Raw genomic sequence first — 12,547 nt, 5'->3', positions numbered from 1 at the left:
TCGCCTTCACGGCTCTGCGGTTCACCTCGGCCCCGAACGTCAGTCTGATGATGGGGATGATGCCCGCCATCGGGGCAGGTGGCGAAGCAGGCGGGGAGCTGACACGGAGGCCTCCCACGGCTTTGCTGGGCGCCGACCCGAAAATCCGGAGAGCGCTCTCACGAAAACGCTTGACCTCGTCGCAGGGCCGTGCGTAAGCTCGCCGCACACCTCGTGAGAGCGCTCTCACATAAGCGGAACAGCACGCGTGAGAGCGCTCCCAGGGGTGCCCTCATCACCATCACGAAGGAGTGACCGTGTCCCATTCACGACGCACCAGGATCGCCGCGGCGATCGCCGGCGCCTCGGCCCTCGCCCTGATCGTCACCGGCTGCTCGTCGGGATCCGACGCCTCCGAGGGCGGCGAGATCGAGCTGACCGTCACCACGTTCAACGCCATGGGCTTCGACGAGCTCTACGACGAGTACGAGGCCGCCAACCCCGGGATCACCATCGTCCCGAACAACATCGACACCGGCGGAAACGCGCGGACCGACGCGTTCACCAAGCTCGCCGCCGGCTCCGGCCTCGCTGACGTCGTCGCCATCGAGGAGGGCTGGCTCGGCTCCGTCATGGAGGTCTCGGACCAGTTCGTCGACCTGCGCGACCACGGTATCGAGGACCGCAAGGCCGACTGGGTCGACTGGAAGTACGAGCAGGCGACCGACCCCGAGGGTCGTGTCATCGGCTACGGCACCGACATCGGACCCGAGGGCCTCTGCTACAGCACCGCCGCCTTCGAGGCCGCGGGCATGCCCACCGACCGCGCCGCCGTCGCCGAGATGCTCGGCGGACCGGACGCGACCTGGGACGACTACTTCGCAGCCGGCCAGAAGTACCACGACGCCACCGGCAAGGCCTGGTTCGACCACTCCGGATTCGTCTGGAACGCCATGGTCAACCAGCTGCCCGAGGGGTACTACACCTCCGACGGCGAGCTGAACATCGAGGGCAACCCGGAGCTCGAGGAGCGCTGGGGCCAGCTGACCGACGCCACCGCCTCCGGCCTCTCGGCCGCGCAGAAGGCGTGGGACTGGAACAAGGGCACGTCGTTCACCGATCAGACCTTCGCCACCTTCGTCTGCCCGGGCTGGATGTTCGGCACGCTGAAGAGCAACGTCGAGGCCGGCGGCGGGAACGCCGAGGCCACCGGCTGGGACTTCGCCGACGTCTTCCCCGGCGGCCCCGCCAACTGGGGCGGCTCGTTCCTCTCGGTCCCGACCCAGTCGAAGCACCCCGCCGAGGCCGCCGCGCTCGCCTCCTGGCTCAGCGAGCCGGAGCAGCAGCTCACGGCGTTCGAGGCGGCCGGACCGTTCCCGAGCACCCTCGACGCGCAGAAGGAGCTCGCCTCCGCGGCCGCTCCCGACCCCGGCATGAACGACTCCCCGACCGGCGCGATCCTCGCGCAGCGCGCCGAGGGCGTCGTCGCCCAGTACAAGGGCCCGGACGACTCGCTGATCCAGGAGAACGTCTTCGGACCGGTCCTGCAGAAGGTCGACCGCGGCGAGATCGACGGTGAGGAGGGCTGGAACGAGGCGCTCCAGCTCCTCGGTGAGCTCGTCGACTGATCCGGTCGGGCCGACGCCCGGGGGCTGACCCCTCCGGGCCGACGCCCACCCGATCCGGGAGGTCCGGCCGCCACCGGACCTCCCGGTCCCGCGCGGCCGGGCCTCCCGGCACCCCCGCCGCATCCCTTCCGACTCCGACTCGACCTCGAAGAGAGCGCCATGACGAGCACACTCACCCCGTCGGCCACGGCGACGCCCCCCGCGGGGAAGCGGCGCCCGGCGCCCCGACTCCCGCTGACCTTCCGCCAGCGCGCGAGCCGCTTCGACGTGAAGGCCTCGCCCTACCTCTACATCTCACCGTTCTTCCTGCTCTTCGCGCTCACCGGCGCGTTCCCGCTGGTCTACACGCTCGTCGTGTCGCTCTACGACTGGCAGCTGCTGCAGGGCCAGGGCGACTTCGTCGGGTTCGCGAACTTCGCGGCCGTGCTCGGCGACCGCTTCTTCTGGAACTCGATCGTCAACACGCTGAGCATCTTCCTGCTCTCCACGATCCCGCAGCTCGCCGTCGCGCTGCTGCTCGCGGCCGCCCTCGACCAGGCGCTGCGCGCCAGCACCTTCTGGCGGATGAGCGTCCTGCTGCCGTACATCGTCTCGCCGGTCGCGGTCGCGCTGATCTTCTCGAGCGTGTTCAGCGACCAGGAGGGCCTGATCAACAATCTGATCGGCCTCGTGGGCATCGGCCCGATCGAGTGGACGAACGACCGCCTCGCCAGCCATGTCGCGATCGCGACGATGGTCAACTGGCGCTGGACCGGCTACAACGCCCTCATCCTCCTCGCCGCCATGCAGGCGGTGCCCCGCGAGCTGCACGAGTCGGCCGCGATCGACGGAGCGAACGCCTTCCGCCGCTTCCGCTCGATCACGATCCCCAGCATCCGGCCGACCCTGATCTTCGTGATCATCACCGCCACCATCGGCGGCCTGCAGATCTTCGCGGAGCCGCGCCTGTTCGACGTGTCGAACGCGGGCGGCATCGGCGGCTCGGACCGGCAGTTCCAGACCACCGTCCTCTACCTCTGGGAGATGGCGTTCTTCCGCCAGAACTTCGGCGAGGCGGCGGCGATCGCGTGGCTGCTGTTCCTCCTGATCGTGCTGATCGGCCTGCTGAACTTCGCGATCTCGCGGCGGATCGCCTCCGTCGAGAACCGGATCTCGAAGCGGCGCGCCACCCGCCGGGCGACCGCCGACGAGATCGCCGCCGCGGACCCCCTGCTCACCACCACCGGCCTCGGCCAGAACGAGAGCGAGCGATGACCGCCCCCGCCACCTCCGCCGTCTTCCCGGTGCGCCGCGTCCGCGCCTCCCGCGCCGGCCGCGTCGACCGGCCCGGCTTCCTCACCTACGGGCTGCTGAGCGCGTTCATCCTCGGCTCGACCTACCCGCTGTGGTGGTCGTTCGTCGTGGCGAGCGGCTCCAACGCGACCCGCAGCGAGACCCTCCCGCTCGTCCCGGGCGGCAACTTCCTCGCCAACGCCTCGCAGGTGCTGACGGCGATCCCGTTCTGGACGGCGCTGCTGAACAGCGTCCTCGTCTCGGGGATCATCACCCTCTCGGTCGTGTCGTTCTCGACGCTCGCCGGCTACGCCTTCGCGAAGCTGCGGTTCCGCGGGCGCGACGGTCTGATGATCGGAGTCGTCGCGACCATGGCGATCCCGACGCAGCTGGGCATCATCCCGCTGTTCATCCTGATGCGGCAGCTCGGCTGGACGGGCTCGCTCGGCGCCGTGATCGTGCCGACGCTGGTCACCGCGTTCGGCGTGTTCTTCATGCGGCAGTACCTGGTCGACGTGATCCCGGACGAGCTGATCGAGGCGGCGCGCGTGGACGGAGCCAACCAGTTCCGGACGTTCCTCACCGTCGCGGTCCCGGCCGCGCGGCCTGCGATGGCGATCCTCGGGCTCTTCACGTTCATGATGGCGTGGACCGACTTCCTCTGGCCGCTGATCGTCCTCAGCCCGACGAATCCGACCCTGCAGACGGCGCTCGCGCAGCTGCAGTCGGGCTACTACGTCGACTACTCGATCGTGCTCGCCGGCGCCGTGCTCTCGGTGATCCCGCTGCTGGTGCTGTTCCTGCTCGCCGGGCGCCAGCTCATCGCGGGAATCATGAGCGGAGCGGTGAAGGGCTGACGCCCGAAGGCTCCCGCGGGAGCGGGTCGGGGGACATCGGACCGCGGGACGGGGGCCTCGGGCCCGGGGCCGTGGTGCCCCGGGTCCGGGGGCGGATGCGTCCGCTGCCGCTCGATCCGGCGTGAGGCGGGCGAGGACCCCGGCCTCGTACCTGCCGCCTAGGCTGACGCAGAGGAGGCGACATGGAGCCGAACGACCGGCGCGACGAGGACCCCTCGAGCGGGTCGGCGCAGCCGCGTCCGGGGGACGGGCCGACGCCGTCGGAGCAGGCGCTGCGCGCCATCCGCGACGTCGCGAACGGGGCGGATCCGACGAGCGAGGCGCTCCGGCTGTCGAACGACTTCACCGACCGGCAGGCCGAGCGGCTCCGGAGCCTCCTCGCGCGCCTCCGTCGCGGACGCTGACCGTCGCGGGGCTGCCTGTCGCCGTCGCGGGCGCTGACCGTCGCGGGGCCCGGTTCACCGCCGGATCACCCCCGAATGGCCGCGATCCGCGCCCCTTCGCGCCGAGGACGCGGTCCACGGGCCCGCTGCTCCGGCGCTCGGCTAGCCTCGGAGGCACCCGCGAGGAAGGCCTGCATGACCCACGACGCCGTCTCGGCCGCCCCGACCCTCGAAGCCGTCGCCGCTCTGGCCGGAGTCTCCCGCGCCACGGTCAGCCGGGTGGTCAACGACTCCCCGCGCGTGAAGGACGGCGCCCGGACGGCCGTGCTCGCCGCGATCGAGCAGCTCGGCTACGTGCCCAACCGCGCCGCGCGCTCCCTCGCCAGCCGTCGCACGCAGACCGTCGCGCTGGTGGTGCCGGAGTCGGCGGCGAAGGTGTTCGCGGATCCGTTCCTCGCCTCGGTCGTGCAGGGCGCTGCGATGGCGTTCGTCGGCACGGAGTACACGCTCACGATCGTCATCGCTTCGGAGGCGGCGCCCGAGAAGACGCGGCGCTACCTGCTCGGCGGCAACGTCGACGGCGCGCTCGTCGTCTCGCACCACAGCGGCGACCACTCCTACGCGCAGCTCGGCGCCTCCCTCCCCGTGGTCTTCGGCGGGCGGCCGCTGACGGAGGAGGGCGGCAGCTACTTCGTCGACGTCGACAACACCGGAGCGGCGCGCACGGTCACCGAGCACCTCCTGGGCCTCGGCCGCACGGCCCCGGCGATGATCGCGAGCCGTCAGGACATGCCGGCCGCGATCGACCGCCTGGCCGGCTGGCGCTCGGCCGTCACCGCCGCGGGCCTCGACGACTCGCTCGTCGAGTACGGCGACTACTCGCCCGAGGACGGCGCGTCCGCGATGCGCCGCCTGCTCGACTCCGGCCGGCCGATCGACGCGGTCTTCGCCTCCAACGACCAGATGGCGGCGGGCGCCCTGACGGCGCTGCGCGAGCGCGGCCTCACGGTGCCGGGCGACATCGCGCTCGCGGGCTTCGACGGCGACTACTTCGCCGAGGCGAGCGAGCCGCGCCTCACCACGGTGCGACAGCCCTCCACAGGCCTCGGCGAGGCGATGGCGGACGTGCTGGTGCGCCTCCTGGCCGGCGAGGAGGTCCAGCGCGTGACGCTGCTGCCGACCGAGCTGCTGGTGCGCGGCTCCACGGTCGCGGGCGCGTGACCCTGCGCTGATCGCGCTGACCCGCTCGCTGAGTCGCCCGGATCGGCTCCCCGCTGCAGCGTGTCGCGAGCCGATCCGGGCGACTCAGCGCGGGACGGGCTCGTCGGGGACCTCGAGCAGGTGGAAGGGGCCCGCGGGGAGCGGGCCGGTGCTCCACAGCGCGACGACGGCCCAGCCGAGGTCGGCGTGGGCGACCGCGCCCTCGGGCAGGGTGCGGGTGAAGAGCGCGTAGTCGACGCCGTCGAGGGGGAGGGCGCTCACCTCCCACGCGGGCCGGTCGGCGGCCAGCTCCTGAGCCCGCGCCTCCGCGGCCATCATCGCCGCTCGCGTCCGGTCCCCGGGCAGGCCCGCGGGGATCGCCGAGAGGAGGAGCGAGCCGATCGCGAGCGCGGCCGTCGCGACCGGGTCGGTGACCACTCCGTGCACCGAGCCGCGCGGCCCGAGGCGGACACCGGTCAGCCGCAGCGTCCGGACCGAGTACGAGCCTCCGTGCCGCTCGGCGCGGACCGCGAGGTCGTCGACCGGCCCGTCGTTCGTCCGCCCGCTGCCGTCGACGGACCACGGATCGGAGACGGGGACCAGCGCGCGCACGCCCTCATCCGACTCCCTGCGGACCAGCGGGTCAAGAGGCGCGTAGGGAGGACCTGCGCTGAGGTGCCCGGATCGGCTGGCCGCTGCGGCGTATCGCGAGCAGATCCGGGCGACTCAGCGCGGAGGCGCGGAGGCGCGCAGGCGGCGGCTCAGAACTCCTCGTAGTTGTAGGGCTCCGGGTCCTCGTCGATCACGGGGCGCGCGATCGTGGCGCGGTTGCTCTTGATGCGGGAGCGGATGTCCTCGACGGCGGCCTCGACGGCGCCGGTGGTCGACTCCTCGTCCTTGATGGAGACCTCGACGGGCACGGCGACCAGCTCGCTGCTCGCATCGAGCGTCATCTTCGCCTCGATGAGCTCGCCGTCCTCGGTGAAGGCCGGGACCGTGACCGCTTCGGAGTGCTCCTGGCGGTCGATCGCGGTCACTAGGTCGAGGAGGGCCTCGGTCACGGCGTCGGTGGTCACGAAGCTCTTGGAGGCGTAGGTCAGCTGCTGCATGCCTCTACTCTCCCGAACGGGTGCGGTCCCTCGCACGGGGTTGCGCCCGGTGTGCCCGGCCCGTAGCGAAGGGGCCCGCACGGCGACGCCCGGAGGAGTCAACCCTCTAGGCCGCGATCCGCGCGTCCGCTTCCCTGATGGCGGGGCCTCGGGAGGAGGCGCGGGGGTCTCGGGATCCCGAGGCCCCGGCACTCGATCGGGAGGGGACCGGATGCGGCGGAGCGGCCGGCGACTCCGCGGTGACCGGGCCTTCCAGGGCGCCGTCCTGATCGGAGTCGGGCTCATGGCGGCCGTCGACGAGATCGTCTTCCACCAGATCCTCGCCTGGCACCATTTCTACGACCGCTCCACTCCGGCGATCGGGCTCCTCTCGGACGGGCTGCTGCACGCGGCCGAGATCCTCGCGCTCGTCGGCGGCGGCTTCCTGCTCGCCGATGCGCGGCGCCGATCCGCCCTGCGTCCGCGCACGGCGTGGGCCGCGGGCTCACGGGGGCGGGGCTGTTCCAGCTGTGGGACGGAGTCGTCGACCACAAGCTGCTCCGCGTGCACCAGGTGCGCTACGACGTCGACCTGCTGCTCTACGACTCCGCCTGGATCGCCTCCGGAGCGGTGCTCCTCGCGGCGGGGCTCCTCCTCCTGCCGCGGCGACGGCGCGCGACGGCGTGACTCCGCACGCCGACCACGCCCTGCTCGACCCGGGGCTGCTGCTCCTGGTCCCGCTGGCCGCCGCGGCGGCGCTCGGAGGGGGCGCCGCGGCACTCGAGCGGCGGCGCGGACGGCCGTGGCCGCTCCGCCGCACCGCCCTGCTCCTCGGCGGGCTCGCGACCGCGGCGCTCTGCTTCACGGGTCCGCTCGCGGAGTGGTCGCACGCGGATCCGCGCGGGGCGATGCTGACGCACCTGGTCCTCGGGATGCTCGCGCCGCTCCTCCTGGTGCTCTCGGCCCCGGTCACCCTGGCCCTGCGTGCGCTCGACGTCGCCGCGGCCCGACGGCTCTCGCGGCTGCTCCGGAGCCGCCCGGCCCGTCTCCTCGCCCACCCGGTGACGGCGCTCCTGCTCTCGATCGGCTCCCTCTGGCTCGTGCACGCGACCGGACTGCTCGCCGCCGCGCACGCCGATCCGCTGCTGCACCTCGCGCTCGGCGTGCACTTCCTGCTCAGCGGCTGCCTGCTGACGGCGGCGCTCGCCGGAGTCGACCCGGACCCGCACCGCGCCCCGTTCGGCCTGCGCCTGGGCGTGCTCGGAGCGGGCATCGCCGCGCACGCGCTGCTCGCGACCGTGCTCTCCGCCCAGGCGCCGGACGAGACCGGTCGGCAGGCCGCGCTCCTGCTGTTCTACGGAGGCGACCTGCTCGAGACGGCGCTCGCCGTGGTCGTCTGCGCCCAGCGCTACGCGGCGACCGGTCGGGGGCTCAGGGCACCGGAGCCGCGACCGGGACGGGATGTGCGGCGACCGCGGCCGCGCGCCGCGTCGCCCAGTTGTTGAGCAGCAGCGCCGTCACGACGATCGCCGCGCCGAGGAGGGCGACGGGACCCGGCCGGTAGCCGCCCGCCATGCTGATCGCGAAGGTCGTCACCGGGACGAGGTTCTGGAAGAGCGTGCCGTTGAGGGCGCCGAGCAGCTTGATGCCCGTGTTCCACAGCAGCACGGCGACGACGCCGGCCAGGAGGATCAGGTAGGCCAGCTGCGGCCAGGCCGCGAGCACCTCGGTGCCGGTCGGCGGGTGCGCGGAGCCGGTGGCCGTCGCGACGGCGACCGCGACGGCGATCGAGGGGCAGCCGAGCGCGGTGGTGAGCGTCGAGTACCGCAGCGCCGACCAGCCGGGGAAGGCCGCGGCTCCGCGCGTGTAGACGACCCAGCAGATCGCGCCGAGCAGGACGAGCAGCTCGCCGAACCCCAGCTCGCCGTCGAGGAGGAGGGCGACGTCGCCGCGGGTGACGACGAGCGCGACTCCTACGAGCGCGAGCAGGATGCAGCCGACGGTGGCCGACGGCGGGAGGCGCCGGGCGCCGATGCTCGCGAGCACCGCCCCGATGGCGGGCATCATCCCCATCATCAGACTGACGTTCGGGGCCGAGGTGAACCGCAGAGCCGTGAAGGCGAGTAGGCCGAAGCCGGCGAATCCGGAGGCGCCGAGCAGCGCCAGACGCCACCCGCGGCCGTCGAGCCGGAAGGCGCGCAGCCCCTCCGCCCGGGCGAGCAGCACGGCCAGGACGACCGCGGCGGCGGTGTAGCGGATGAGGGTCATGTAGAAGGAGTCGACGGTCGCCGCGATGCTGTCCGCGACCGGGAGCATGCCGCCCCAGAGGATCGGCGGGATCAGGCAGAAGAGCAGACCTCGCGACCGCATGGCGCCCCTGACCCGTCGGGTGCGGCCGCCCCGGGTGCAGGCCGTCGCTCGATGGTGGACCCCGGCGGCCCGGCGCACAAGAGCGCCGCCGACCCCCGAACGGCCCGCCGTGAGGCGGCGCGGGAAGGGCGTGGACCGGATGGCGAGGAGGCTCGACGAGCCACCTGACCGGCTACGACGACGGTGAATATGCCGCAAGGGCCTTGCGTCGCCCCTTTAGGGGGACAAATTTCACTTGCTTCCATCATCTCCGTGCCCCTACATTGATCGCAGCACCCCCCGATGCTGTCCTCTGTCAGGCCCTGCTCCGATCCCCCCGTCGGACGCCGTTCCTCACTCGGGTCGCGCCCACCCCGGCGACGACCTCCGTTCCGCGCGGGCGCTCATCAGCGCACATCGGCCCCGGCCGCGGAGAGGAACAGTCATGCGCACACAGCCCGGCCACGGCGCGGACGGGTCGACGGCTCCCCGTCGCCGGGCGACCTGGGAGGCGCACGACGAGGCGGCAGCGCGCCCCCTCCCCGGACGCCGTGCCGCCCGCCCCGGGCGCGAACGGGTCTCCGCTCCGCGCCGCCTCGCGTCCGCGCTGCCTGCTGGAGCGATGTCGGTGCCGGCTGCGCCGACCACGGTGCTGGAGCGTCCGGCCGCGCCGGCCGCACCGGCCGCGCTCCTCGAGCGCCCGGCCGTCCCCGCTGCGGTGGTCGAGCGCCCGGTCGTGCCGGCCGCTGTCCTCGAGCGTCCAGCCGCCGCGACCACGCTGCTGGAGCGTCCGGCCGCACCGACCGCGCTCCTGGAGCGTCCGCCGGCCCCCGCTGCGGTCCTCGAGCGCACTGCGCTCCCCGCCCTCGACACCGACCGGCTGCCTCCGGCGACCACCCCGATCGCCCGCACCAGGCCCCGCAGCGGCCGCCGCGCCTCGTCGCGCATCGGCGACCTGGTCGCCGCCCTCCCCGCCCACAACGAGGAGGCCGGGATCGCCGCGGCGATCGAGGGCCTGCGCCGGCAGACCTGGCCGCCGGACCGGATCGTCGTCATCGCCGACAACTGCACCGACGCCACGGTCGAAATCGCCCTCGCGCACGGGGCCGAGGTGTTCGTGACCGTCGGGAACAGCCACAAGAAGGCGGGCGGCCTCAACCAGTTCCTCGCCGAGGTCCTTCCGGGGCTGCGGGACGACGACCTGGTGCTCGTGCAGGACGCCGACTCCGCGCTCGACCCCGGGTTCCTCGAGATCGCGCGCGGCAAGCTGCACGGCGGCATCGGGGCGGTCGGAGGAGTGTTCCGCGGCGGTGAGGGCGGCGGCTTCGTCGGCCACCTCCAGCGCAACGAGTACGCGCGCTACGCCCGCGACGTGCGCAGGCTGAACGGGAAGTGCCTCGTCGTCACCGGGACCGCGGCCGTGCTGCAGGTCGCCGTCATGCGCCGCATCAGCGCGGCCCGCCTGGCCGGCTCCCTCCCCTCCGGAGACGGCATCGGCGGCATCTACGACACCACCGTCCTCACCGAGGACAACGAGCTCACGTTCGCGATCCGCCACCTCGGCTACGACGTGCTGAGCCCCGCCGGCTGCACCCTCGTCACCGAGGTCATGCCGACCTGGGGCGACCTGTGGCGTCAGCGCCTGCGCTGGAAGCGCGGGGCGGTCGAGAACTGCGTGCAGTACGGCTTCACGCGGGTCACGGCTCCCTACTGGGGGCGCCAGCTGCTCACCATGCTCGGCTGCATCATCACGTACGTCTACCTCGCCACGATCGTCTACGCCGTCGGCTGGGGCGAGCTGAGCTTCCAGCCCTTCTGGCTGGCCGTCACAGCGATCTTCGTCGTCGAGCGGATCGTCACGGTCCGCGACCGCGGCTGGCGGTACATGCTCGCCGCCGCGTCGATGTACGAGCTCGTCGTCGACCTGTTCCTGCAGGTCGTCCACACCAAGGCCTACCTGGATGCGCTGACACGCCGTCAGCGCGACTGGTGAGACAGAGAGAGAGACATGTACAACCACATCGGAACAGCCGCCGGAGCCGGAGTCGGTGCCGGAACGCTCGCCATGACCGGGTTCGACTCGGTCTGGCTGGCCCTCGCGGCCTTCGCCCTCATCGCTGCGGGGACCGCCGTCCTGCGCATCGCTCCTCGCCGCAAGCGCGAGGTCTGAGACACGGTGGCGGGCGGGGGACAGCCCGCGCCCGTCACCGTCCCACGACCGCCGTCGCGGCGGAGGTCCGGCTCGCGGTGGTGTATCCGGTCTTCGTCCCGGTGACGGTCAGCGTGATCCGCTTCCCCGCCTGAGCCTTCGTGAGCGTGAACCGCGGCGACGTCGCTCCCGCGATCGCCGCGCCGTCCGCCTTCCACCGGTAGGTGAGGTGGACCGGAGCCGGCGTCCATGGACCCGGATCGGCCGTGAGCACCGCCCCGACCCGGGCCGTGCCCGTGACGGTCGGAGTCGCGGCGCCGAGGGTGCCGGCGGCGACCGGTGCGGTCGGCTGCGAGGTCGCCGGGCCGGAGCCGTCGGCGGCGCTCACCGTCACGGTCACCCGCTTGCCGACCGCGGAGGAGGGGACCACGAGATCCGGACCCGTCACTCCCGCGATGTCGACGCCTCCCGCCGCCCAGCGGTGGACGAGCGGTTCCGTCCGACCGGCGGAGGAGGACAGCGTCGCGCCCACCGCGGCGGTCCCGACGACGACCGGAGCCGGCGCCGCGTCGGACCGGTAGACCGCGACGTGGTCGATGAGCATCGTCCCGCCGGAGCTCTTCGGAGCGGCCGCGCTGTCGCATCCGCAGACACCGTTGGGCAGCCCGCCCCCGATGGCGAGGTTCAGGATCAGCAGCACGTCGTTCGGCACCGCGGCCTGCCACGCGGCCGCGCCCACCTCCGACTCCCGCACCACGTGCCGGGTGACGCCGTCGACGAGGAACTCCACGCGCTCGTCGCCGGGCACGGTCCGGTCGAGCAGTGCGGAGTAGCGGTGGAACCCCGTCACGCAGGACGCGCAGTCCAGCAGCCCGCTCGTCCGGCCGGCGGGCTCGTCGCAGGGGCCGCCGTCCGGCACTCCGCAGTGCAGCGTCTGGATCACCTGGGCGGTGCCGTTGACGGCCTCGAGCATGTCCAACTCGCCGGTCGCGGGCCAGTCGATGACGGCGTCCGCGTCCCGCCCGAGAGCCCAGAAGGCGGGCCAGTAGCCGGTGGCCTGCGCGACGTCCGGCAGCTGGATCGAGGCGGTCATCAGCAGTCGTCCGCCCGCCGGCGCCGAGAACGACTTGTCGGCGGTGACGATCCGCCCGGACGTCCAGGCCCCGGCGGAGTCGCGGAGAGCGCGGATGCCCAGAGCGCCGCCGCCCGTGAGGAAGACGTTCGCCGTCGACGCGGTCGTCCGGTCGATCGCTCCGGTGCCCCAGGTGCCGACCTCGTGCTCCCACTGGCTCCCGACCGGCGCGCCCGCCGGCCCGGTGAAGTCGTCGCGCAGGAGCGTGGTCCAGCCCGGGGCGTCGGCAGGCGCAGCCGTGACGGCCTGGCCGGCGGACGAGGCGACCGGAGTCGCGGACGCCGGCGCGAGGGCGGCGACCGCCTGCGGGGGCGTCGCCGCGAGCACTCCGAAGCACAGGGCCGCGAGGGCGAGGGCGAGACGCGGCCGGTCGAGGAGTCGTGAAGGCATGGCGAGTCCTCTGCGTCGACGGGGTGCACAGCTGCGTGCACTTCGACGCTAGTGAGGAGGACTCGCTCTTCCTCCACCCTCGAGGCGGGGTGATCCCCGGCACGAAAGCTCACCACCGGG

The 12,547-nt window shown here is 73.1% G+C and carries 12 protein-coding genes and 1 pseudogene; 9 read left to right on the top strand and 4 right to left on the bottom strand.

Annotated features, from left to right (window positions below; translation table 11 throughout):
• The first annotated feature begins 296 nt into the window (after positions 1-296).
• From C5C24_RS12825 to C5C24_RS12805, 5 genes are all read left to right on the top strand, one after another.
• Positions 297-1,607, top strand: coding sequence for an ABC transporter substrate-binding protein (locus C5C24_RS12825; protein WP_104305150.1), 1,311 nt, complete (start codon positions 297-299; stop codon positions 1,605-1,607).
• A gap of 159 nt (positions 1,608-1,766) precedes the next feature.
• Complete coding sequence (locus C5C24_RS12820) at positions 1,767-2,861, top strand: carbohydrate ABC transporter permease (RefSeq protein WP_104305149.1); 1,095 nt, start codon at positions 1,767-1,769, stop codon at positions 2,859-2,861.
• Entirely contained in the window at positions 2,858-3,736 is an 879-nt protein-coding gene (locus C5C24_RS12815; protein ID WP_104275705.1) for a carbohydrate ABC transporter permease, read from the top strand. Before C5C24_RS12820 ends, C5C24_RS12815 begins: the two co-directional genes overlap by 4 nt.
• A 182-nt stretch (positions 3,737-3,918) precedes the next feature.
• Entirely contained in the window at positions 3,919-4,140 is a 222-nt protein-coding gene (locus tag C5C24_RS12810; protein ID WP_104305148.1) for a hypothetical protein, read from the top strand.
• A gap of 174 nt (positions 4,141-4,314) precedes the next feature.
• Positions 4,315-5,340 carry a LacI family DNA-binding transcriptional regulator gene (locus C5C24_RS12805; protein WP_104281600.1) on the top strand — a complete coding sequence of 342 codons (1,026 nt, stop codon included), beginning with the start codon at positions 4,315-4,317 and terminating at the stop codon, positions 5,338-5,340.
• An 84-nt stretch (positions 5,341-5,424) separates the two neighbouring features.
• Here C5C24_RS12805 and C5C24_RS12800 read toward each other — a convergent pair whose 3' ends face one another.
• Together C5C24_RS12800 and C5C24_RS12795 are read right to left on the bottom strand one after the other, a co-directional pair.
• The gene (locus tag C5C24_RS12800) at positions 5,425-5,931 is read right to left on the bottom strand and encodes a hypothetical protein (protein WP_104281599.1); all 507 of its coding nucleotides are present in this window, start codon (positions 5,929-5,931) and stop codon (positions 5,425-5,427) included.
• Between the two features lie 149 nt (positions 5,932-6,080).
• Positions 6,081-6,428: a hypothetical protein gene (locus C5C24_RS12795; protein WP_104223965.1), complete on the bottom strand. Its 348-nt coding sequence runs from the start codon at positions 6,426-6,428 to the stop codon at positions 6,081-6,083.
• Between C5C24_RS12795 and C5C24_RS18585 the strand changes: the two are divergent.
• Positions 6,427-7,094: pseudogene (locus C5C24_RS18585) on the top strand (DUF2243 domain-containing protein). The gene C5C24_RS12795 and the pseudogene C5C24_RS18585 sit on opposite strands and share 2 nt — an antisense overlap.
• The gene (locus tag C5C24_RS12785; RefSeq protein WP_104305147.1) at positions 7,091-7,912 is read left to right on the top strand and encodes a cytochrome c oxidase assembly protein; all 822 of its coding nucleotides are present in this window, start codon (positions 7,091-7,093) and stop codon (positions 7,910-7,912) included. The pseudogene C5C24_RS18585 and the gene C5C24_RS12785 overlap by 4 nt, the downstream one beginning before the upstream one ends.
• On the opposite strand, the gene C5C24_RS12780 is transcribed toward C5C24_RS12785, so the two are convergent.
• A complete protein-coding gene (locus C5C24_RS12780; protein ID WP_104305146.1) occupies positions 7,839-8,777 on the bottom strand; it encodes a DMT family transporter in 939 nt (312 codons plus the stop codon). The two genes, C5C24_RS12785 and C5C24_RS12780, sit on opposite strands and share 74 nt — an antisense overlap.
• 424 nt (positions 8,778-9,201) lie before the next feature.
• Here C5C24_RS12780 and C5C24_RS12775 point away from each other — a divergent pair, with 424 nt between their 5' ends.
• Positions 9,202-10,749 (top strand): glycosyltransferase family 2 protein, encoded by a 1,548-nt coding sequence (locus C5C24_RS12775; protein WP_258065222.1) that lies wholly within the window; start codon positions 9,202-9,204, stop codon positions 10,747-10,749.
• A gap of 15 nt (positions 10,750-10,764) precedes the next feature.
• Entirely contained in the window at positions 10,765-10,926 is a 162-nt protein-coding gene (locus tag C5C24_RS18015; protein ID WP_167305255.1) for a hypothetical protein, read from the top strand.
• Between the two features lie 34 nt (positions 10,927-10,960).
• Here the strand turns inward: C5C24_RS18015 and C5C24_RS12770 are convergent, their stop codons facing one another.
• Positions 10,961-12,427 carry a family 16 glycosylhydrolase gene (locus C5C24_RS12770; RefSeq protein WP_104305144.1) on the bottom strand — a complete coding sequence of 489 codons (1,467 nt, stop codon included), beginning with the start codon at positions 12,425-12,427 and terminating at the stop codon, positions 10,961-10,963.
• Positions 12,428-12,547: the final 120 nt, after the last annotated feature.

Source organism: Rathayibacter sp. AY2B3 (assembly GCF_002931755.1).
Classification (GTDB): domain Bacteria; phylum Actinomycetota; class Actinomycetes; order Actinomycetales; family Microbacteriaceae; genus Rathayibacter.
The sequence above is the reverse complement of the archived record's forward strand: the minus strand, read 5'-3'. Positions and strand labels throughout refer to the sequence as shown.